Here is a 20,478-nt window from a genome sequence, read left to right on the forward strand (position 1 = left end):
CCGCGGTAACGCGCAGGAAACGGGCGGCGGATAATGTGAATCATGCCTTCCGTCCGTGCTCTCCCGTCACCGCTCCTGCGTCCCCGCCATTTCGACCGCGACGACGTGGTCGTCCATGCCGGTCTGTTCTCGCTGGTGAACTCGAGTACGACGCCCAAGGCAGCGTGGACCGAGGATCTGATCGCGATCGGCGAGGTCCTCGACGAGGCCGAGTTCCCGTACCGCCTCATCCGCGGCACCGACGGATCGCCGTTCCTGGCCGTCGACCGCTCGCTCGGCACCGAGCTGGCCACTCTGCTCTCCCGTGCGTTCGCGACCGAGCCCTTCTACGTGAAGACCCTCGACAAGCGCGGGACCCCACCGCACCTGGTCGCTGAGGGGATGATCGCGCCGTACCCGCGCGCCTACGTCTTCTCACTCTTCCGCCCTCGCGTCTCCTCTACCGGATCGCTCCGCTACGGCGCCCGCAGCGGCGTGCGCCTGGAGCTGTGGAAGGTGGGCGAGGAGGAGATCACCACTCCTGCCGAGAACGCCCTCATGCGGAGCAGCCTCCCCGTCGCCGAGGCGATCGACGCGCACGTCGAGGCGTACGGGCGCACCTGGCCGACCTTCGAGGGCATGTTCGAGCCGCTCGTCAGCGACATCCGCTTCGACGTCGACATCGTCTTCTCCTGGGTCGACGGCACCGATCTCGAGTTCCAGCGCGCCCGGGCGGCCCGCATGGCCAGCTACGTCGTGGGCGAGGGCGACGACGCTCCCGCGCGCTTCCGTCAGATCGACGAGCTCAAGTACGCCCTGCGCAGCGTCTACATGTACGCGCCGTGGATCCGGCACATCTACATCGTCACCGACTCGCCGCGCCCCCGCTGGCTCGACGAGCACCCCGATGTGACCCTCGTGCGCAGCGAGGACCACTTCCGCGACCTCTCGGTGCTGCCCACCCACAACTCGCACGCCGTCGAGAGCCAGCTCCACCGCATCCCGGGCCTCGCCGAGCACTTCCTCTACTCCAACGACGACATGTTCTTCGGGCGACCGGTCGATCCGTCGATCTTCTTCTCACCCGGAGGGATCACGAAGTTCATCGAGGCCACGACGCGCATCGGAATGGGCGATTCCAACTCCACGCGCAGCGGTTTCGAGAACGCCGCGCGCGTCAACCGCCGCCTCCTGCGCGAGCGCTTCGGAGCGATGACCACCCGTCACCTCGAGCACGCGGCGACTCCGCTGCGCAAGAGCGTCATGAGCGAGCTCGAGGCCGAGTTCGAGCCCGAGTTCACCGCGACCGCCGCGAGCCGCTTCCGCTCGGCGAGCGACGTGTCGGTGACCAACTCGCTGTACCACTACTACGCGCTGATGACCGGCCGAGCGGTCGTGCAGGAGAACGCGAAGGTCAAGTACGTCGACACCACGATGCACCAGGGCCTGAAGGACATGAAGAAGCTCCTGAAGAACCGGGCCGTCGACTTCTTCTGCCTGAACGACGGCAGCTTTCCCGAGATCTCGGCGGAGGCGCGCACGAAGGCCGTCATCGGGTTCCTCGAGGAGTACTACCCGATCGCCGCCCCGTGGGAGCGCGAGGACTGACCGTGCTCTGGACCGTCGGCGGCGCGGTCGTCGGACTGCTGCTCGGGATCGCGAGCTCGCTCGTGTTCCCGGGCATCGGAGTGGGTGCCGGCGTGGGTGTCGGCCTCGCGCTCGGCGCCGCGCTGGCCTTCGCCGGCCACCTGTTCGCACGCGATCGGGAGCGGGGCCGCTCGGAGCGCTGAGAGCGGGCGCGGCTCGACCGTCGTCACAACGGTCCGCGTCCGTAGAGGGGTCGGGCTGCCTGCGCGATAGCACGGCGTGTTCGGCCGCGCCCGGGGCGAACGCATGCTCCATCGTGGCCGGACGTCCACGGCCTTCGGTGGACGCTGCCTGCGGCGGAGGAAAGGTCCTTCGCCTGATGTCCAGAGGGACTCGTCGGCGCACGTCACGGAGAGCAGGCGCGGTTCGGCCTCAGAAGGGAAGGGGATCGCCTTCGCGCCGCCACTCCGGCGCACCTCCGAAGAGCCGCTCCGGCGGCTCCGGTGCGGTGGTGTGGTGTCGTCCGGTGGGGCTGGTCCAGTCGAGGACTCCGCCTGGTCGGTGGTGGACCTGCCAGGTGGTGGTGTGGCGGAGTCGGTGGTGGTGGCGGCAGAGGTGGGCGAGGTTGTCGGCGTCGGTGGGGCCCTCGTGCTGCCATTCGACGGTGTGGTCGATGTCGCTGTCGCGGGCGGATCGGGTGCAGCCGGGGAACCGGCACGTGACGTCGCGGTGGGCGAGGGCCCGGCGGAGGTCGGCGGGGACGCGGTAGGTGGTGCGCCCGACGGAGAGGACGGCGCCGGTCTCCGGGTGGGTGAGGATGCGGGTGAACGAGGGCGCATCGGCGGTGAGGCGCCGTGCGGTGGCGGGGTCGATGGGGCCGTAGCCGTCGAGGACACCGGGTTCGTCGGAGCGTCCGAGGAGGGTCAGGACGGGGACGGTGACGGAGACCCACGGGCGCACGCCCCGCGGTATCGACGTCGACGGCTGCGGACTATCGGGGCCCGGCACGATCTCGCCGTCGAGCAGGAGCGCGGCGGCGACGTCGGCGCGCAGCTGCCCGAGGGTGCGCTCCTCCTCGGGGACCTCGTGCAGGCTGCGGGTGGTGCGGTCTATCCTGTCGAACGCTCCGTGCGCTTGCGGAGCGGGTAGATGCATGTGCAGGGTGGCCATGCCGTCGAGTTCGCCGTCTAGCCAGACGCCACGGCGGGCGGCGCACCGCGTGTGCCGGTCGGTGAGCGACTCCGGGTGCAGGCGCTCGCGCAGCGAGCGCAAGCGGCGTCGCAGCTGCGGAGGCGTGCAGGCACGGGCGAGGGCCGCGGCGGCCTCGTCGAAACGGCTCCGCACGTCGACCGGCAGTTCGAGCGCGGCCCTGATGACCACGCGGGCGTGCTCGGGTGCGATCGCGGCCTCGCGCAGAGCCGTGAGTGTGTCCGGCAGTTCGTTCACGAGCATCCGGCTCTCCTCGACGAGGATGCCGGCGAGGGATTCGGAGATCCGCATCCCGGTTGCGATCTCGGCGACGAGGGCGCGCATCGCGGCCTCTTCGCGTTCGACGTGCGCCTGCACGCGGGGATCAACGAGGGCGTTCGGGAGGGTCATCGCGGTTTGGCGGGCGAGTTCGATCAGCTCGGCCCGTTGCGCTTCGGCGCGGGAGCGGAACGCGTCGACCGCGCAGGCGGCTCCGACGGCGGCGACGAGGGCGTCGTCGAAGCACTCGCGCACGCTCGGACCACCGCCTGCCGGCCTCGCTTCGACATCCAGAAGAACCATACGAGGATGACACCAGCGACCACCGACATCTCAGTCGCGATCGCGCCACGAGGCGGTGGAACGCGCCAGGGACGGGGTCGGAGGCGGGGCTGCTGGTGGACGTGGATCTCGATACGCCCGCTGCGCGGGCTACTCGATCAGCAAGAAGGAGGGGCCGCTCGGTCAGCGAGAAGGTCTCCCACTGCGAGGGCTCCTCGGTCCGAGCCTCGCCCTAGGCGCTGACGCCGACGCGCTCCTCGAGCGGCGGGTAGAGCGCCTCGTCGCGCGTGACGGGAGCCGCGGTGGCCGGGGCGATCTCGACGCCGGCGGCCGCGAGGATCCGCTCGGTCTCGTTCGCGGAGACGTACGAGACCTCGGTCGAGGTGCCGATCGGCACGACCGAGTGCAGCACCGTGCCGTCGTAGACGTGGATGAGGTTGAACGCCTGGGCGCCGTTGCGCGCGCGGGTGCCGCCGACCGGGACGTTGAGGTCCTGGGTGTAGCAGGTGGCCGAGGCGACCGACACCGGGATCCCCGCGAAGGTGGCGGTGGAGGAGTAGTGGAGGTGCCCCGCGATGATGCTGCGGACGTCGGACCCCTCGAGGACCTCGGCCAGCGCCGGCTGGTCGCGCAGCTCCACGAGCACCGAGAGGTCGAGCACGGACGGCACCGGCGGGTGGTGCAGCGCCAGGATCGTGCCGTGCGGAGCGGGGCTCGCCAGCTCCTCGGCGAGCCAGTCGAGCTGCGCGCCCGAGATCTCGCCGTAGTGGGCGCCGGGCACGGTCGAGTCGAGCGCGATGATCCGCAGCCCGTTCACGTCGTGCACGCGGTCGAAGGGCTGCGTCGTGGGGAGCTGGTCGAGCAGTCCCGAGCGGAACGCGCCGCGGTCGTCGTGGTTGCCCATCACCCAGATCACCTCGGCGCCGAGGCGGGCGGCCGCGGGCTCCACGACGGCGCGGAGCTTGGCGTACGCCTCGGGCTCGCCCTTGTCGGCGAGGTCGCCCGTGATGACGATCGCCTCGGGGCGCCCGCCCGACTCCTCGAGCTCGTCGAAGAGCCGACGGAGCTGCGCCTCGCTGTCGACGTCGGAGCCGTAGAGGCCTCCGTCGCCCGCGATGAAGTGCGTGTCGCTGAGATGAAGGATGAAGTGGTTGGGCCGCGGGTACTCGGCCTGACGGACGGTCATGATCCTCGGGTTTCACGATCGGCGGGAGCTGAATCGGTTGTTCCAGCATCGACACTAGCGAAGGTACGACGCGGGATCCAGGACTGCACCCGCTGACGCCAGTCCATCATCGCGGGGTGAACGAGGGGCCAACGCGGCACGGCGCGTCATCGAACGCTTTTCCCAGGAACCGGCGCGAACCGCAGGAACGAGGGCGGGTCGGCTCAGAGCCGGTGCAGCATCCGCTCGTAGAACACGATCGCGCGCTCGAACTGGTCGACCTCGATCGACTCGTCGGCGCCGTGGATGCCGAGCTGCTGCTGCGGGCTGATCTCGAAGGGGATGAAGCGGTAGACGCCGTCGCTGATCGCGTGGAAGTGCCGCGCGTCGCTGCCGCCGGTCTGCACGTACGGCGCCACGATCGCCTCGGGGAACACCTCGCGGATCACGGAGCGCAGCACGTCGTACGGGCCGCCGTCGCCGGGCTCGCCGGTCGAGGAGACCGGGGAGGGCTCGTGCGCCACCCGCACCTCGACCTCGACCTGCGGGTCGTCGATGACGTCGCGGATCCGGGCGACCACGCCCGCGACGGTGCCGCCCGGATTGATCCGGACGTTCGCGACCGCGCTGGCGGTCGACGCGAGGACGTTGGCCCCGGTGCTGCCGCGGAGCTGGGTGACGGCGACGGTGGTGCGCAGCATCGCGGCCGAGCGGTTGGAGTGCGCGGCGAGAGCGCCGATCACCGCGTCCGGGTGCTCGTGGGGGTGGGAGTACCAGACGGCGTGCGCCGCGTCGGCGTGCGGAGCCGCCGCCTGCACGAGCTCGGCGATCGGCTCCGGGAGCGTGGACGGGAACGGGTTCTCGGTCAGCCGGTGGATGGCTCGGGCGAGCCGCTGCGTGGCGAGGAGCCCCGGGAAGGGCGGGGGAGCGGAGGCGTGGCCACCGGCGTCGCGGCAGGTCAGCTCGAGGTTCATGATGCCGCGCTCGGTCACTCCGACGACGGCGATCGGAGTGGTCACGCCGGGCAGGATGCCGCGGCGGACGTTGCCGCCCTCGTCGAGCACGAAGCGGGGCCGCACGCCGCGGGCGGCGAGCAGGGCGACGACCGAGGGGGCGCCGTCGCCGGCGGTCTCCTCGTTGTGCGTCGAGAGGAGGTAGACGTCGCGCTCGGGACGCTCACCGCGCAGCACCGCCGCCTCGACCACCTCGAGCAGGGCCACGAGGGACCCCTTGTCGTCGAGCGCGCCCCGTCCGATGACCGACGTGCGGCCGTCGGGCCGCAGGACGGTGTCGGCGGCGAACGGCGAGCTCGACCAGTCCTCCGGCGTGACGCTGACGACGTCGTAGTGGGCCATCAGCACCGCGGGGTCGCCGTCGACGGTGCCGCGCCAGCGCCAGAGCAGCGAGTGCCCGGCGACGATCTCGCGCTCCAGCGTGCCGTGCAGGGCGGGGTAGAACTGCTCGAGCAGCTCGACGAAGACGTCGAAGCGCGACCAGTCGGTCGCGGATTCGTCGGAGTGCGACACCGTGTCGACCCGCAGCAGGGCCTGGAAGCGCTCGAGCGCGGAGGTGGTCGTCACCGGGCTAGCCTACGACGGCGGTCAGCGGCCTCCGGCCCGCGCGGAGCGGAGGTGCGCGGTGACTCCACTGCCCGAGGTGTGCGTGGTCTACGTGCTGCGCGAGAGCGACGGAACCGTCGAGGTGCTGCTCGGCGAGAAGCGCCGCGGTCTGGGACGGGGCCGGGTCGTCGCTCCGGGCGGGAAGCTCGAGCCGGGGGAGTCGCCGGTCGAGGCCGCCGTGCGCGAGCTCGCCGAGGAGGTCGGGCTGCACGCCGAACCGGGCGATCTCGTCGCGCACGGGATCCTCGACTACTCGTTCCCGCACCGGCCCGCATGGAGCCAGCGTTCGCACGTCTTCCTCTGCCGCCGCTGGCGGGGCGAGGTGACGGAGTCGGCCGACCTCGCCGCCGAGTTCGTCCCGCTGCACTCCGTCCCCTACGAGCGGATGTGGGACGACGCGCGCTGGTGGCTCCCGGGCGTGCTGCTCCGGGGCGAGCACGCGCGCTTCCGCTTCGAGTTCGGTGAGGACCTCGCGACCGTCCGCGCCACCGACGTCCCCGGGTACACCTCCGCGGGCTGAGCTCAGACTTCGAGGACGTCGCCGGGTTCGAGCGCGTGGTACTCCCCGCCGCCCTCGCGGGTCGCCCAGCCGAGGCGGTCGTGGCCCATGCCCCGGCCGGCCTCGGACAGCACTCCCTCGTGCGTCGCGAAGGCGTGCCGCGGAGAGAGGGCCAGCACGTGGTCCATCGACTCGGCGATCTTCATCCAGGGAGCGCCGGAGGGGGCGGCCAGGATCTCCACGTCGACGCCGTCGGGCCGGGTGAAGGAGTCGCCCGCGTAGTAGAAGCGCCCGTTCACCAGCACCGCGACGTTGTCGATCACGGGGATGGAGCTGTGGATGACCGCGTGCCGCGAGCCGAAGAACCGCAGCTCGAACGGTCCGACCTCGACGCGGTCGCCGTCCGAGACGGTCTCGATGGCGAAGCCCTCGGCGGCCGCAGCGACCCCCGCCGGTCCGAAGAAGCGGATCGACGGGTTCGCCGAACGCAGGCGCTCGAGCTGCTCGGGCGTCCAGTGGTCGGGGTGCTCGTGGGTGAGGACCACGGCCACGGTCTCGGCGGTGCCCTCCACGGGGCGGGTGAAGGCTCCGGGGTCGATCACGAGGCGGGATCCCGCCTCCTCGACGAGGACGGCGGCGTGCTCGAGCTTGGTCAGTCGCATGGCTCCGAGCTAACCGCCCTCGCCGCCCGGTCGCAAGGCGGTGCCGTCAGGCGAGGCGGTGCCGTCACGCCCGGCGGGCGGCCAGGGCGCCGGCGAACGCGGCGGCGGAGGAGGGCGAGCTGTCGATCCGCCAGTCCACCTCCTTGTCGTGGTGGAACCAGACCAGGCCGACGACGTCCGGCTGGACGTTCAGGTACCCGACCAGGTCGCTGATCCACGCGGCCTTGGAACCGCCGGCCTCGGCGGACGCCGTCTCGCCGATGATGATCGGGGTGCCGGGGGACAGCGACCGCACCTGATCCAGTCCCTCGGCGAAGAGCGCGCCGGCGGTGGTCCAGGAGCTCCAGGTCGTCGCCGTGCCCCAGTTGTAGCCGTCGAGTGCGAGGACATCGACGGAGGCGGAACCCGGGTAGAGCGTGTCGAGCGGCACCGAGCCGGAGTAGGGCACGTTCGGGCTCCACACCCACTGCACGTTCGTCGCGCCCTGCGCCTGGAAGATCCCGTGCACGTGGTTCCAGGCGGCCGCGTAGGAGCCCGGAGCGTTCCCGTTCACTCCGTCCGACCAGGGATACCAGTCGCCGTTCATCTCGTGCGCGTAGCGGAGCAGGACGGGCGAGCCCCAGGCGGCGAGGTCCCGCGCCCAGCTCGTGAGGTAGGCGTCGTGGTCGCCGGCGAGGATGCGGGCGGAGGAGTACGCGGGCTGGTCGACACCGCCGCCCCAGCGCCAGGGCTCCCAGGTGATCAGGCTCGTCGCCCCGCGGGCGGCGACGCTGCGCAGATCGGCGAGCGGAGCCGGCTGCCCGAAGTCCTGGTACGAGACGACGATCGACGGACTCTCGCCCGCCAGCGTCGCCACGGCGTCGAGCTCGGCGTTCGCCGAGGCGCCACCGGGGGTGGTGACCCCGAAGCGGAGCCGGGCGCTGCTGATGACGGGTGCCGCAGGAGGGGCGGTGACGGTGAAGACCGCCGTCGACGAGGCGGTGCCGGCGCGAGCCGTGATCGTGGTCGGGCCCGCCGGCGCGCTCGGGATCGCGATCGGCGCCTGGAAGACTCCGGAGCCGTTCGTCGTGATCCGGACGGACGTGCCGAGCACCGTCAGGGATCCGCTCGTCTTCTTCGGGAAGGCCGCGCCGGTGACGACGACGGTCGTCCCGACCGGACCGGACGCGGGGGAGAGGGTGATCGACGGCGGAGTCGGCGCCGCGGCCGCCGCAGGAGCGGCGAGCAGTGCGGAGAGGACCACTCCGAGCGCGGCGATCGCGGTCAGGAGTCGGGGTCGGGAGTGCGGGCGGATCGGCATCGGACGGCTCCTCGGGGACGTGCCCCCGCCGATCGGCGGTGGGGGGACCTCGAGCGTAGGAGCCGGGTGCCCTGCGTCCCGCGCCCCGGAGGGGGGCTGTCCGCGCTGAGATTCCCACCGGTCGGGCAGGCGGCCCCCTCGATTTGCATCGATGCGGATCCGTGTGCAACACTCTTCGAGTTGCAAAAACGCGGCCCCATCGTTTAGCGGCCTAGGACGTCGCCCTCTCACGGCGGTAACGCGGGTTCAAATCCCGCTGGGGTCACCACGGCAACACCAGGAGAACCCCCGGCTCAGGCCGGGGGTTCTTCTGCGTTAACAGCGCGTCACCGCACCTGGGCCGAGCGGTTCCGGCGACGATCGTGGGCCTGCGGAACCCCGGCCGACCTCCTTCCGCGGTACGCCGCCGACGGTAGGATCGCAACCGCGAAGGGGAGCGAACCGGCCTTCCCGCTCCCTCCGATCACGCCGCACCGCGCGCGCCGGGCGGAGCGAGCGCCGGACCCCGTCCGCGTGGTCCGCCTGCGGACCCGCTCCGCCGCATCCTCTTCACCCCTGAAAGGCCCCCATGCTCGATCTGCCCGTCTGGTTCGTCGTCGGCTCCTTCATCGGCCTGACGCTGATCCTGGCCGCCGACCTGCTGATCGTCTACAAGCGGCCGCACGTGCCGAGCCTGAAGGAGTCGAGCCTCTGGGTCGCCTTCTACGTCAGCCTCGCGCTGATCTTCGCCCTGCTGATGCTGATCCTGGGCGACGGCGAGCACGCGGGCCAGTTCCTCGCGGGCTGGCTGACCGAGTACAGCCTCTCGATCGACAACCTCTTCGTGTTCGTCATCATCATGGGGCGCTTCGCGGTACCGCCGAAGTACCAGCAGGAGGTGCTGATGGTGGGCATCATCATCGCGCTGATCCTGCGCGGCATCTTCATCCTGCTCGGCGCGCAGCTGATCGAGAGCTTCAGCTGGATCTTCTACCTCTTCGGCGCGTTCCTCGTCTACACGGCCTACAACCAGGCCTTCGGCAAGGAGGACGAGGACGAGGGCACGGACAACCTGCTCATCCGCCTGCTCCGCCGCCGCGTGAACATCTCGGACAGCTTCGACGGCTCGAAGATCCGCACCGTCATCGACGGCAAGAAGTTCTTCACGCCGATGCTGATCGTGTTCCTGGCGATCGGATCGACGGACCTGCTGTTCGCGCTCGACTCGATCCCCGCGATCTTCGGCATCACGCAGAGCCCGTTCATCGTCTTCACCGCGAACATCTTCGCCCTGATGGGCCTGCGCCAGCTCTACTTCCTGCTCGGCGGCCTGATCGACAAGCTCGAGTACCTCAAGTACGGCATCGCGTTCATCCTCGCCTTCATCGGCGTGAAGCTCGTGCTGCACGCCCTGCACGAGAACGAGCTCCCCTTCATCAACGGCGGCGAGCCCGTGCCGGTGTGGGACATCGACACCTGGACGTCCCTCGCCGTGATCATCGTGAGCATGGCGGTCGCGACGCTGGCGAGCCTCGTCAAGATGCGGCGCGAGCACGCGCACATCGAGATGCACGACGGGCACCCCGAGGTCGTCGCGGACGCCGACGCGACGCGTCCCTCCGACGAGAGGTGACGGCCGGATGACCCCCCTGGACGTCGACCTGCCCCAGGGCGTGCTTCACCTGAGCGTGACCAGCAGCACCGACGTGGGGAACGTGCGGCGCGTCAACGAGGACGCGCTGCTGGCCGACGAGCTGCTCCTGGCCGTCGCGGACGGCATGGGCGGTCACGCGCGCGGCGACCTCGCCAGCGCCACCGCCGTCGACGCCCTGCGGGCGAACACCCCCGCGGTCATCGGTCAGGTGGACGCCGTCTTCGATCTCGTCGAGGCCGCGAACGCCGCGGTCCGCGGGCTCGACGTCGGAGGAGCGCTCTGCGGGACCACCCTCACCGGGCTCACCCTGGTGCGGCCCGACGGGGCGGGGCCCGCGCGCTGGGCGCTGTTCAACGTCGGCGACTCCCGCGCGTACCGCTGGGACGGGTCCGACCTCGAGCAGCTCACCGTCGACCACTCCGCCGTGCAGGAGCTCGTCTCGGCGGGCCTGCTCACCCGGGAGCTCGCGGAGACGCATCCGGACCGCAACATCGTCACCCGCGCGCTCGGCGCCGACGACGAGGTCGAGACGGACGTGTGGACCCTGCCGGTCCTCCCGCGCTCGAGCTACCTGCTCTGCTCCGACGGTCTGACGAAGGAGCTCTCGGACGCCGAGATCGCCGCTCTGTTCGCGCGCCGGGACGCGGGCGCGATCGGCGCTCCCGACCTCGCCGCGGCCCTCGTCCGCGCCGCGATCGAGGCGGGCGGGCGCGACAACGTGACCGTGGTCGTGATCGACGCGGTCCTCGAGCAGCGGCGCTGAGCCGCGAGGATCCTCCGCCGTGATCGGCCGGGAGCGGGCTCGTGGCGTCCCCGGGAGCGGAGCCGCCGCGGTGCTAGTCTCTGGGGGTGCTGACCGGCCGGCTCCTTCTTCTCCGCCGCGACGAGACCTCGATCTGACAGGCCTCCCTCGTCGCGGTGTCTCCCGTGGGCTGACCACCATTCCTGAGGAAGAGAAACCCGTCATGAACGACAGCTCCATCGAGTCCGGGACCGCCCGACCGCGCACCCTCGCCGAGAAGGTCTGGGACGACCACCTCGTCGCCAAGGGCGAGGACGGCACCCCCGACCTCATCTACATCGACCTGCACCTCGTGCACGAGGTCACCAGCCCGCAGGCCTTCGACGGACTCCGCCTGGCCGGCCGCCCCGTGCGCCGCCCCGATCTGACGATCGCGACCGAGGACCACAACACCCCGACCCTCGCCATCGACAAGCCGATCGCCGATCTGACGAGCCGCACCCAGATCCATACGCTGCGCCGCAACGCCGAGGAGTTCGGCGTCCGCCTGCACTCGCTCGGCGACATCGAGCAGGGCATCGTGCACGTCGTCGGCCCGCAGCTCGGGCTGACGATGCCCGGCATCACCGTCGTCTGCGGCGACTCGCACACCTCGACGCACGGCGCGTTCGGCGCGATGGCGTTCGGCATCGGTACCAGCGAGGTCGAGCACGTCATGGCCACGCAGACCCTGCCGCTGAAGCCGTTCAAGACGATGGCGATCACCGTCGAGGGCGAGCTGAAGGAGGGGGTGACGGCGAAGGACATCATCCTGGCCGTCATCGCGAAGATCGGCACCGGAGGCGGTCAGGGCTACGTCCTCGAGTACCGCGGCTCCGCCATCCGCGCGCTCTCGATGGAGGGCCGGATGACGATCTGCAACATGTCGATCGAGGCCGGCGCCCGCGCGGGCATGGTCGCCCCCGACGAGACGACCTTCGCCTATCTGAAGGGCCGCCCCCACGCCCCCGCGGGTCAGGACTGGGACGACGCGGTCGCCTACTGGCGCACGCTGCCCAGCGACGAGGGCGCCTCCTACGACGCCGAGGTCGTGCTGGACGCCGACGCGCTCGAGCCCTTCGTGACCTGGGGCACGAACCCCGGCCAGGGAGTGTCGCTGTCGCAGTCCGTCCCGGACCCGGAGGCCATCGCCGACCCGAACGAGCGCTCCAACGCCCGTCGCGCGCTGGAGTACATGGACCTGGAGGCCGGCACCCCGATGAAGGAGATCCCGGTGGACGCGGTCTTCATGGGCTCCTGCACCAACTCCCGCATCGAGGACCTGCGCGCCTTCGCCTCCGTCATCAAGGGCCGGACCAAGGCGCCGGGCGTGCGCGTCATGGTGGTGCCCGGCTCCGCCCGCGTGCGGATCGAGGCCGAGGCCGAGGGCCTGGACCGCGTGTTCACCGACTTCGGCGCGGAGTGGCGGTTCGCCGGCTGCTCGATGTGCCTGGGCATGAACCCGGATCAGCTCGCCCCGGGGGAGCGCTGCGCCTCGACGTCGAACCGCAACTTCGAGGGCCGCCAGGGCAAGGGCGGACGGACGCACCTCGTGTCCCCGCTCGTCGCCGCCGCGACCGCCGTGCGCGGCACCCTCTCCAGTCCCTCCGATCTGGAGCCCGCTCGAGAACTGGTGGAGGCCTGATCATGGACAAGTTCGAGACCGTCACCGGCATCGCCGCGCCGCTGAAGCGCAGCAACGTCGACACCGACCAGATCATCCCGGCGGTGTTCCTCAAGCGCGTCACCAAGACCGGTTTCGAGGACGCGCTGTTCCACGGCTGGCGCCAGGAGGAGGACTTCGTCCTCAACCGGCCGGCGTTCCAGGGGGCGCAGATCCTCGTCGCGGGTCCCGACTTCGGCACCGGCTCCAGTCGCGAGCACGCGGTCTGGGCGCTGCGCGACTTCGGCTTCCGCGTCATCCTGTCCTCCCGCTTCGGCGACATCTTCCGGGGCAACTCCGGCAAGCAGGGGCTGCTCGCCGCGGCGGTCGCCGAGGAGGCGATCGAGCGCCTCTGGGAGCTCATCGACGCGCAGCCGGGAATAGAACTGACCGTCGATCTGGTTGCGCGTACGGTCACCGCCGGTGGCGAGTCCTTCCCCTTCGAGGTCGACGACTACACTCGTTGGCGCCTGATCGAGGGGTTGGACGACATCGGTCTGACTCTGCGCGACGAAGCGCGCATCTCCGAATTCGAGACCCGCCGCGAGAGCTGGCGGCCCAAGACATTGCCGGTGAAATAGCGTGAACACACTTCTTCAGGATGCGAAGGCCCTCCAGGACGCGAAGGCGTCCGGGGCGCGGGTGGGGATGATGACCGAGCGGATCACGATCAACGGCGGTCGCCCGCTGAAGGGCCGCATCGAGCTGAAGGGCGCGAAGAACCTCGTCACCAAGGCCATGGTCGCGGCGCTGCTCGGCGAGACCGCCTCGACGCTGCGCGACGTCCCGGACATCAGCGACGTCCGCGTCGTGAAGGGCCTCCTCGAGGTGCACGGAGTGAAGGTGCAGCAGGGCCCCGAGGTGGGCGAGCTGATCCTCGACCCCTCGAACGTCGAGTCGGCGCACTTCGCCGACATCGACGCGCACGCCGGCTCCAGCCGCATCCCGATCCTCTTCTGCGGACCGCTCCTGCACCGCCTGGGCGAGGCGTTCATCCCCGACCTCGGCGGCTGCCGGATCGGCGACCGTCCGATCGACTACCACCTCGAGGTGCTGCGCAACTTCGGCGCCATCGTCGAGAAGCTGCCCTCCGGCATCCGGATGTCGGCCCCCGAGGGCCTGCACGGCGCCAAGGTCGCGCTGCCCTACCCCAGCGTCGGCGCCACCGAGCAGGTGCTGCTGACCGCGGTGCGCGCCTCGGGCATCACCGAGCTGTCGGGTGCGGCCATCGAGCCCGAGATCATGGATCTCATCAACATCCTGCAGAAGATGGGCGCCATCATCTCGGTCGACACCGACCGCGTGATCCGCATCGAGGGCGTGGACCGCCTCGAGGGCTACACCCACCGCGCCCTGTTCGACCGCAACGAGGCCGCCTCCTGGGCGGCCGCGGCCCTCGCGACCGACGGCGACATCTTCGTCGGCGGCGCCCGCCAGCAGGAGATGACGACCTTCCTCAACGTCTTCCGCAAGGTCGGCGGCGCGTTCGAGATCGCCGAGGACGGCATCCGCTTCTACCACCCCGGTGGCGAGCTGAAGCCGGTCATCATCGAGACCGACGTGCACCCCGGCTTCATGACCGACTGGCAGCAGCCGCTCGTCGTGGCGCTCACCAAGGCGAAGGGCGTGTCGATCGTCCACGAGACCGTCTACGAGCAGCGCTTCGGCTTCGTCGACGCCCTGGTCGAGATGGGTGCGACCATCCAGATCCACCGCGAGTGCCTCGGCGGGCAGGCGTGCCGCTTCGGCCAGCGCAACTTCATGCACTCGGCCGTCATCTCCGGTCCGTCGAAGCTGCACGGCGCGGACATCGTGGTGCCGGATCTGCGCGGTGGGTTCTCGCACCTGATCGCGGCGCTCTCGGCCGAGGGCACCTCGACGGTCTCGAACGTGGGCATCATCAGCCGCGGCTACGAGAACTTCCTGACGAAGCTCGAACTGCTCGGCGCCGACTTCTCGCTCGACGCGTAGCCGCACCGCCCGTCAGACCCTCCGGAGGAGCCCGCATCGTCGGGCTCCTCCGTCGTTCCCGGGGGTCTTGCCGAGCTCCTCGTCCTGGGCGTACGGTGTGCGCATTCTCAGGCGGAGGGGTCCGCCGGAGCCGCCGCGGACGAGGAGCGACCATGGACGATCCGGCCGTCTCCACTGAAGGGCTGGTCAAGACGTTCGGCACGACCCGAGCGATCGACGGCGTCGATCTCGAGATCCCGCGCGGCGGGGTGCACGGCTTCCTCGGCCCGAACGGTGCCGGCAAGACGACGACCATCCGCGTCCTCGCGACACTCCTGCGGCCGGACGCCGGACGCGCACTGGTGCTGGGGCACGACGTCGTCACCGAGGCGAAGGAGGTGCGGCGGAAGGTCAGCCTCACGGGTCAGTTCGCCTCGGTCGACGAGGACCTCACCGGCCGCGAGAACCTCCGGCTGATCGGGCGGCTCTTCGGCTACACCGGCTCGCGCGCGTCGCGACGGGCCGACGACCTGCTCGACGCGTTCCACCTGGGCGAAGCGGCCGACCGGCAGGTGAAGAAGTTCTCGGGCGGGATGCGGCGCCGGATCGACATCGCGGCGAGCATCGTGGTCACTCCCGAGCTGCTGTTCCTCGACGAGCCGACGACCGGGCTGGACCCGCGCAGCCGCAACGAGGTGTGGGACATCGTCCGGGCGATGGTCGCGAGCGGCACGACGGTGCTCCTGACGACCCAGTACCTCGACGAGGCCGACCGGCTCGCCGACCGCATCAGCGTCATCGACACCGGCCGGGTGATCGCCGAGGGCACGCCGGGGGAGCTGAAGGCGTCGGTCGGATCCGGGTCGCTGCACGTCCGCGTGCTCGATCCCGCGTCCCGGGGAGAGGCGCGGCGGCTCCTCGAGGCGGTGCTCGGAGTCGAGGTGCGGGAGGAGGCCGATCCGGCGGCCCTCGCGGCGCGAGTGGACGGCTCCGCCCGCGACGTCACCCGCGCCCTGACCGCGCTGGAGGGCGCCGGCATCGAGCTCGCCCAGTTCTCGCTCGGCCAGCCCTCCCTCGACGAGGTGTTCCTCGCGCTGACCGGCAGGCCGCAGACCACGGGCACGGAGGTGGCCGCATGAGTCTCGACACCGCCCGCGAGACCGCACCGGATCGCGAGGCTCTCGTCGCCGTCCTCGTGCAGGGCGAGCGGCCGACTCCGCCGGGGCCCCTCTCGACGTCCCTCACGTTCGGCTGGCGCGCGCTGCTGAAGATCAAGCACGTGCCGGAGCAGCTGTTCGACGTGACGGTGTTCCCGATCATGTTCACGCTGCTCTTCACCTTCCTCTTCGGCGGGGCGCTGGCCGGCAGCACGGTCGACTACATCCAGTTCCTGCTGCCCGGGATCCTGGTGCAGGGCGTGATCATGATCACGATGTACACGGGCACGACGCTGCGGACCGATCTGGATCGCGGGGTCTTCGACCGCTTCCGGTCGCTGCCGATCTGGCGTCCCTCCGCGCTCGTCGGCATGCTGCTCGGCGACGCGGTGCGCTTCACCATCTCGGCGGTGATCACCGTCTGCCTCGGCCTCCTGCTGGGCTTCCGACCGGGCGGAGGAGTGGTCGGCGTCGTGCTCGGGGTGCTCCTGCTGCTCGTCTTCGCGTTCGCGCTCGGCTGGATCTGGACGTTCCTCAGCCTGGTGCTGCGCACCTCCGGCTCGGTGATGGGCGTGAGCATGCTCGTCATCACGCCGATCACCTTCGGCAGCAACATCTTCGTCGACCCCGCCACGATGCCGGGCTGGCTGCAGTCCTTCGTCGAGGTCAATCCGGTCTCGCACCTGGTCACCGCCGTGCGGGCGCTGATGGCGGGAGCGGACCCTGGTGCGGAGCTCGTGCTGACGCTCGTGTGGGCGGCGGGGCTCGTCGCGGTGTTCGGGACGCTGACGATGTGGCGGTACCGCGACGCGCGGTAGCGGGCGCTCAGGAGGGGCGGCTGCCCCAGTCGGGCCTGTGCGATGCCGCGGCGGAGTGCAGGAGAAGTCGTCGCTCGAACCGATCGACGCTCTCCTCCGGTGCCCGACGCAGCCCCAGCGCACCGGGCTCCTCGACGAGTCGGAGGACCGCCAGTCTCGGACGACCACTGCGGGCGAACTCGACGACGATCTCGCTCCGGGCGCCGAGGCCGGCCTTCCGGCGTTCGACGCGTCGGATCTCGTCCCACAGCAGCTCGGCGCGGTCCTCGCCCGCGATCACGGTGAGCACCTCCGTCGTGGGGACGAGGACGACGTAGGGCCGCAGGCTGGTGCGCGGCAGGAAGGGATCCACGAAGCGGAGCAGACGCGCGAGGTCCGGGCCTCCGCGGACGACGACACCGCCCTCGTCGCTCGCGGTGACGACAGCCCGCGGTGCGGCCAGGAGGCGGGCGGTCACGACGACCGCGACGAGGAGCAGCCCGAGCAGCGCGAAGGCGGCGACCGTGAGCAGCGTCGGGTCCGTGAGCACACCGGCGAGAGGGTCGCGGGAATCGGCCGGGACAGGAGTCACCCGCACACGGTAACGGGCAGGGTCGGTCGGGTCGTGCGATCGTCGCGCGGCGGGCGTGGGCGGGCCGCGTCGACGAGGGTCGATGGCAGGATGGGCGGGTGTCTGAACGCAGCCGTCCGTCCGTCTTCTGGTTCCTCGCGGCCGCGGTGATCCCCGCGATGACCGCCTCCGTCGACCTCCGCGTCCGCGACGGCCACAAGGTCCCGAGCACCGGCGCCTTCGTCTTCGCGCCGAATCACTACAGCGAGATCGACCCGATCATCACCGGGTGGACGCTCTGGAAGCTGGGGCGCGCGCCGCGGTTCCTCGCGAAGGCGTCGCTGTTCAAGGTCCCCGTCCTCGGGGCGCTCCTGCGGGCGTCGGGGCAGATCCCGGTCGAGCGCGCCGGGACCGTCCGCGGGAACGAGCCGCTCAAGGCGGCGAAGGCGCTCGTCGACGAGCAGCGCTCGGTGATCATCTACCCCGAGGGCTCGCTCACCCGTGACCCCGAGCTCTGGCCGATGCGCGGCAAGACCGGGGCGGTGCGCATGGCGCTGCAGTACGACCTGCCCGTGATCCCCGCGGCGCACTGGGGCACGCAGCAGCTGATGGGCCGCTACTCCAAGAAGCTCACGCTCTTCCGGCGCAAGCGCGTCGACATCCTGATCGGCGATCCCGTCGACCTGTCGGCGTTCCGCGGGCGCAGCCTCGACGCCGTCACGCTGAACGAGGCGTCGGCGGTCGTCATGGCCGCGATCACCGCATTGCTCGAGGAGCTGCGCGGCGAGACCGCGCCGGCCACCCGGTGGAACCCGTCCGAGCACAACCAGAAGGGGACGGGACGCTTTGAGTCCGAGCAGTAGGAGATCCGCTCCGATCCCCGTCCCACGCCGTGTCGCGGTTCTGGGGGCGGGGAGCTGGGGGACCACGTTCGCCAAGATCCTGGCGGACGGAGGATCGGACGTCGTGATGTGGGCGCGCCGGAGCGAGCTCGCCCGCGAGATCACCGAGGCCAAGCGCAACAGCGACTACCTGCCCGGCATCAACCTGCCGCGCAACATCCGCGCGACACCGCGCATCGAGGAGGCGCTCGAGGGCGCCGACCACGTCTACCTCTCGATCCCGTCGCAGTCGCTGCGCGGCAACCTCGAGGCGATCACTCCGTTCCTCACCGAGCGCACGGTGCTGATCAGCCTGATGAAGGGCGTGGAGAAGAGCACGGGACTGCGGATGAGCGAGGTGATCGCGCAGATGCTGCCGATCGATCCGAGCCGCATCGCGGTCGCCTCCGGGCCCAACCTCGCTCTCGAGATCGCGAAGGAGCAGCCGACAGCGGCGGTCATCGCCTCCGAGAGCCTCGTCACCGCTCAGGAGGTGGCCCTCGCCGCCACCAACCGCTACTTCCGCTCCTACGTGAACACCGACGTGATCGGCACGGAGTTCGGCGGGGTGCTGAAGAACCTGATCGCGGTGGCCATCGGCATCGTCGACGGGGTCGGCTACGGCGAGAACACGAAGGCGTCGATCATCACGCGCGGCCTCGCCGAGATGACCGACTTCGCGGTCGCCTACGGGGGCCGGCCCGAGACGATGTCCGGTCTCGCGGGGCTGGGCGACCTCATCGCCACCTCGAGCTCGTCGCTCTCGCGCAACAACACCGCCGGGCGGCTGCTCGGGCAGGGCTACAGCTTCACCGACGTGGTGAAGTCGATGCAGCAGACGGCGGAGGGACTCGCGTCCGTGGCGCCCGTCCTGGAGCTCGCCCGTGCGCGCGGAGTCGACATGCCCATCGTCCAGCAGGTGTCGCAGGTGCTCGCCGGTACGCTCGACCCGAAGGACATCGCGCCGCACCTGACCACGGATTCGGACGAGCCACAGGGTGAGAGGAACCTCGATGACCAGCAAGCTCCGCGTCGCCGTTCTGTTCGGGGGGCGCTCCAGCGAGCACTCGATCAGCTGCGCCACGGCGGCAGGGGTCCTGAGGGCGATCGACCGTGACCGCTTCGAGGTGATCCCGGTCGGGATCACCGTCGACGGCGCGTTCGTGCTCGAGGAGGACCGTCCCGAGAAGTTCGCGCTCGACGCGGCGGCCCTGCCCCGCGTGCACGACGACGGGAGCCGCGTGCGCTGGCCGGAGTCGGCGCTCTCGCGCGAGCTGGGCGTCACGCGACCCGACGGCTCGACCGAGTCGCTCGGGGACGTCGACGTCGTGTTCCCGATCCTGCACGGGCCGTGGGGCGAGGACGGCACGATCCAGGGGCTCCTCGAGCTCGTGGGCCTGCCCTACGTCGGCTCGGGCGTGCTCGCCTCGGCGCTCGGCATGGACAAGCACTTCACCAAGACGGTGCTGCGCGCGGCCGGCATCGAGGTCGCGCCCTGGTACACGGTGACCGAGGCGGAGTGGCGCGCGGCCCCCGGCGACGCCGAGGCGGCGCTCGACGAGCTCGGGTTGCCCGCCTTCGTGAAGCCGGCGCGAGCCGGCTCCAGCGTCGGAGTGAGTCGGGTCGACGACCGAGCGGACCTCGCTGCGGCTCTCGACGAGGCGTTCTCGCACGACTCCCGCGTGCTCGTCGAATCGGCGATCGTGGGCCGCGAGGTCGAGATCGGCGTGCTCGGCGGTCGTCGCGGGGAGCTGCCGCGCTCCTCCGTCGCCGGCGAGATCGTGATCTCGGGCCGCGGCTTCTACGACTTCGAGGCCAAGTACCTCGGGGCGGCAGGCATCGACCTGGTCTGCCCCGCCGACCTCACCGCCGACGAGCTCGCCGAGATGCGCGAGCTGGCGGTGCGCGGGTTCGAGGCGATCGGGGCAGAAGGACTGGCCCGCGTCGACTTCTTCCTCACCGCCGACGGCTTCGTGGTGAACGAGATCAACACGATGCCCGGATTCACGCCGATCTCGATGTTCCCGCGGATGTGGGGGGCGAGCGGGGTCGAGTACCCCGACCTCATCACGGAGCTGATCGAGCTGGCCCTCGAGCGCCGCCCGGTCGCGGTGGCGTGACGGATCCGGCCCTGGGGCTCCGCCTCGAGGCGGGACCGACCGCTCCCTTCGAGCAGATCCGGGAGCAGATCACCGCGCAGGTCGCCGACGGCGCGCTGATCGTCGGCACGCGGCTCCCGCCGGTGCGCGCCCTGGCAGAGACGCTGGGCATCGCCGCGGGGACGGTCGCGCGCGCCTACAAGGAGCTCGAGGCTGCCGGTGTCGTCGAGACGCGCGGTCGCTCCGGCACCGTCGTCGCGCGCGGAGCGGAGGGTGTGGGCCACGAGGCGCAGCTCGCGGCGGTCGCGTTCGCCGAGCGGATGCGCGGGCTCGGCGTCGCTCCGGACGAGGCACTGCGGATGGTGCGGACGGCGCTCGGCCGCTGA

At 71.0% G+C, this 20,478-nt stretch carries 20 protein-coding genes and 1 tRNA gene; 15 read left to right on the forward strand and 6 right to left on the reverse strand.

The features are described from left to right. Window positions 1-42 precede the first annotated feature (42 nt). Complete coding sequence (locus C1I63_RS12320; protein WP_056866879.1) at window positions 43-1,587, forward strand: stealth family protein; 1,545 nt, start codon at window positions 43-45, stop codon at window positions 1,585-1,587. Between the two features lie 2 nt (window positions 1,588-1,589). After that, complete coding sequence (locus tag C1I63_RS12325) at window positions 1,590-1,769, forward strand: hypothetical protein (protein ID WP_056866880.1); 180 nt, start codon at window positions 1,590-1,592, stop codon at window positions 1,767-1,769. Between the two features lie 229 nt (window positions 1,770-1,998). On the opposite strand, the gene C1I63_RS12330 is transcribed toward C1I63_RS12325, so the two are convergent. The 3 genes from C1I63_RS12330 to C1I63_RS12340 all read right to left on the reverse strand — a co-directional run bounded on the left by C1I63_RS12330 (window position 1,999) and on the right by C1I63_RS12340 (window position 6,060). After that, window positions 1,999-3,288 carry an HNH endonuclease signature motif containing protein gene (locus C1I63_RS12330; RefSeq protein ID WP_170116384.1) on the reverse strand — a complete coding sequence of 430 codons (1,290 nt, stop codon included), beginning with the start codon at window positions 3,286-3,288 and terminating at the stop codon, window positions 1,999-2,001. Between the two features lie 259 nt (window positions 3,289-3,547). Next, a complete protein-coding gene (locus C1I63_RS12335; protein WP_107574978.1) occupies window positions 3,548-4,501 on the reverse strand; it encodes a phosphodiesterase in 954 nt (317 codons plus the stop codon). A gap of 203 nt (window positions 4,502-4,704) precedes the next feature. Then, window positions 4,705-6,060, reverse strand: coding sequence for a M20/M25/M40 family metallo-hydrolase (locus C1I63_RS12340; protein WP_107574979.1), 1,356 nt, complete (start codon window positions 6,058-6,060; stop codon window positions 4,705-4,707). 58 nt (window positions 6,061-6,118) lie between these two features. Here C1I63_RS12340 and C1I63_RS12345 point away from each other — a divergent pair, with 58 nt between their 5' ends. Next, window positions 6,119-6,619, forward strand: coding sequence for an 8-oxo-dGTP diphosphatase (locus C1I63_RS12345; RefSeq protein ID WP_211315621.1), 501 nt, complete (start codon window positions 6,119-6,121; stop codon window positions 6,617-6,619). A gap of 2 nt (window positions 6,620-6,621) precedes the next feature. Here C1I63_RS12345 and C1I63_RS12350 read toward each other — a convergent pair whose 3' ends face one another. Beyond that, window positions 6,622-7,260, reverse strand: a complete 639-nt coding sequence (locus C1I63_RS12350; RefSeq protein WP_055793050.1) for an MBL fold metallo-hydrolase — start codon at window positions 7,258-7,260, stop codon at window positions 6,622-6,624. 64 nt (window positions 7,261-7,324) lie between these two features. After that, entirely contained in the window at window positions 7,325-8,560 is a 1,236-nt protein-coding gene (locus C1I63_RS12355) for a glycoside hydrolase family 26 protein (protein WP_107574981.1), read from the reverse strand. 192 nt (window positions 8,561-8,752) lie between these two features. Here C1I63_RS12355 and C1I63_RS12360 point away from each other — a divergent pair. From C1I63_RS12360 to C1I63_RS12395, 8 genes are all read left to right on the forward strand, one after another. Next, window positions 8,753-8,828, forward strand: a tRNA-Glu gene (locus C1I63_RS12360). A gap of 300 nt (window positions 8,829-9,128) precedes the next feature. After that, window positions 9,129-10,172 carry a TerC family protein gene (locus C1I63_RS12365; protein WP_107574982.1) on the forward strand — a complete coding sequence of 348 codons (1,044 nt, stop codon included), beginning with the start codon at window positions 9,129-9,131 and terminating at the stop codon, window positions 10,170-10,172. Window positions 10,173-10,179: 7 nt separating this feature from the next. Next, window positions 10,180-10,956, forward strand: coding sequence for a PP2C family protein-serine/threonine phosphatase (locus C1I63_RS12370; protein WP_055793041.1), 777 nt, complete (start codon window positions 10,180-10,182; stop codon window positions 10,954-10,956). Window positions 10,957-11,158: 202 nt separating this feature from the next. Then, the gene (leuC, locus tag C1I63_RS12375) at window positions 11,159-12,619 is read left to right on the forward strand and encodes a 3-isopropylmalate dehydratase large subunit (protein WP_107574983.1); all 1,461 of its coding nucleotides are present in this window, start codon (window positions 11,159-11,161) and stop codon (window positions 12,617-12,619) included. Between the two features lie 2 nt (window positions 12,620-12,621). Next, the gene (leuD, locus tag C1I63_RS12380) at window positions 12,622-13,218 is read left to right on the forward strand and encodes a 3-isopropylmalate dehydratase small subunit (protein WP_056866889.1); all 597 of its coding nucleotides are present in this window, start codon (window positions 12,622-12,624) and stop codon (window positions 13,216-13,218) included. 70 nt (window positions 13,219-13,288) lie between these two features. Beyond that, window positions 13,289-14,608, forward strand: coding sequence for a UDP-N-acetylglucosamine 1-carboxyvinyltransferase (murA, locus tag C1I63_RS12385; protein WP_170116425.1), 1,320 nt, complete (start codon window positions 13,289-13,291; stop codon window positions 14,606-14,608). 152 nt (window positions 14,609-14,760) lie between these two features. Then, window positions 14,761-15,726, forward strand: coding sequence for an ATP-binding cassette domain-containing protein (locus C1I63_RS12390; RefSeq protein ID WP_107574984.1), 966 nt, complete (start codon window positions 14,761-14,763; stop codon window positions 15,724-15,726). Then, window positions 15,723-16,562, forward strand: coding sequence for an ABC transporter permease (locus C1I63_RS12395; protein WP_107574985.1), 840 nt, complete (start codon window positions 15,723-15,725; stop codon window positions 16,560-16,562). The genes C1I63_RS12390 and C1I63_RS12395 overlap by 4 nt, the downstream gene beginning before the upstream one ends. 7 nt (window positions 16,563-16,569) lie before the next feature. Here the strand turns inward: C1I63_RS12395 and C1I63_RS12400 are convergent, their stop codons facing one another. Next, window positions 16,570-17,133 carry a hypothetical protein gene (locus C1I63_RS12400; protein WP_146168461.1) on the reverse strand — a complete coding sequence of 188 codons (564 nt, stop codon included), beginning with the start codon at window positions 17,131-17,133 and terminating at the stop codon, window positions 16,570-16,572. A 158-nt stretch (window positions 17,134-17,291) separates the two neighbouring features. Here C1I63_RS12400 and C1I63_RS12405 point away from each other — a divergent pair, with 158 nt between their 5' ends. The 4 genes from C1I63_RS12405 to C1I63_RS12420 are packed head-to-tail and all read left to right on the forward strand — an operon-like array spanning window position 17,292 to window position 20,478. After that, window positions 17,292-17,975, forward strand: a complete 684-nt coding sequence (locus C1I63_RS12405) for a lysophospholipid acyltransferase family protein (RefSeq protein WP_082481546.1) — start codon at window positions 17,292-17,294, stop codon at window positions 17,973-17,975. Continuing rightward, window positions 17,959-19,110 (forward strand): NAD(P)H-dependent glycerol-3-phosphate dehydrogenase, encoded by a 1,152-nt coding sequence (locus C1I63_RS12410; RefSeq protein ID WP_055793017.1) that lies wholly within the window; start codon window positions 17,959-17,961, stop codon window positions 19,108-19,110. Before C1I63_RS12405 ends, C1I63_RS12410 begins: the two co-directional genes overlap by 17 nt. Beyond that, the gene (locus tag C1I63_RS12415; protein WP_107574987.1) at window positions 19,007-20,113 is read left to right on the forward strand and encodes a D-alanine--D-alanine ligase family protein; all 1,107 of its coding nucleotides are present in this window, start codon (window positions 19,007-19,009) and stop codon (window positions 20,111-20,113) included. Before C1I63_RS12410 ends, C1I63_RS12415 begins: the two co-directional genes overlap by 104 nt. Beyond that, entirely contained in the window at window positions 20,110-20,478 is a 369-nt protein-coding gene (locus C1I63_RS12420; RefSeq protein ID WP_211315622.1) for a GntR family transcriptional regulator, read from the forward strand. Before C1I63_RS12415 ends, C1I63_RS12420 begins: the two co-directional genes overlap by 4 nt.

It is taken from the genome of Rathayibacter caricis DSM 15933, assembly GCF_003044275.1.
In the GTDB taxonomy this organism is placed as follows: domain Bacteria; phylum Actinomycetota; class Actinomycetes; order Actinomycetales; family Microbacteriaceae; genus Rathayibacter; species Rathayibacter caricis.

What these genes read in the sequence shown, in the direction of transcription:
- C1I63_RS12320 (WP_056866879.1), top strand. Translation starts at nt 43, where the DNA reads ATGCCTTCCGTCCGTGCTCTCCCGTCACCGCTCCTGCGTCCCCGCCAT.
- C1I63_RS12335 (WP_107574978.1), bottom strand. Translation starts at nt 4,501, where the DNA reads ATGACCGTCCGTCAGGCCGAGTACCCGCGGCCCAACCACTTCATCCTT.
- C1I63_RS12350 (WP_055793050.1), bottom strand. Translation starts at nt 7,260, where the DNA reads ATGCGACTGACCAAGCTCGAGCACGCCGCCGTCCTCGTCGAGGAGGCG.
- C1I63_RS12355 (WP_107574981.1), bottom strand. Translation starts at nt 8,560, where the DNA reads ATGCCGATCCGCCCGCACTCCCGACCCCGACTCCTGACCGCGATCGCC.
- C1I63_RS12365 (WP_107574982.1), top strand. Translation starts at nt 9,129, where the DNA reads ATGCTCGATCTGCCCGTCTGGTTCGTCGTCGGCTCCTTCATCGGCCTG.
- C1I63_RS12370 (WP_055793041.1), top strand. Translation starts at nt 10,180, where the DNA reads ATGACCCCCCTGGACGTCGACCTGCCCCAGGGCGTGCTTCACCTGAGC.
- leuC (WP_107574983.1), top strand. Translation starts at nt 11,159, where the DNA reads ATGAACGACAGCTCCATCGAGTCCGGGACCGCCCGACCGCGCACCCTC.
- leuD (WP_056866889.1), top strand. Translation starts at nt 12,622, where the DNA reads ATGGACAAGTTCGAGACCGTCACCGGCATCGCCGCGCCGCTGAAGCGC.
- murA (WP_170116425.1), top strand. Translation starts at nt 13,289, where the DNA reads ATGACCGAGCGGATCACGATCAACGGCGGTCGCCCGCTGAAGGGCCGC.
- C1I63_RS12390 (WP_107574984.1), top strand. Translation starts at nt 14,761, where the DNA reads ATGGACGATCCGGCCGTCTCCACTGAAGGGCTGGTCAAGACGTTCGGC.
- C1I63_RS12395 (WP_107574985.1), top strand. Translation starts at nt 15,723, where the DNA reads ATGAGTCTCGACACCGCCCGCGAGACCGCACCGGATCGCGAGGCTCTC.
- C1I63_RS12405 (WP_082481546.1), top strand. Translation starts at nt 17,292, where the DNA reads ATGACCGCCTCCGTCGACCTCCGCGTCCGCGACGGCCACAAGGTCCCG.
- C1I63_RS12415 (WP_107574987.1), top strand. Translation starts at nt 19,007, where the DNA reads ATGACCAGCAAGCTCCGCGTCGCCGTTCTGTTCGGGGGGCGCTCCAGC.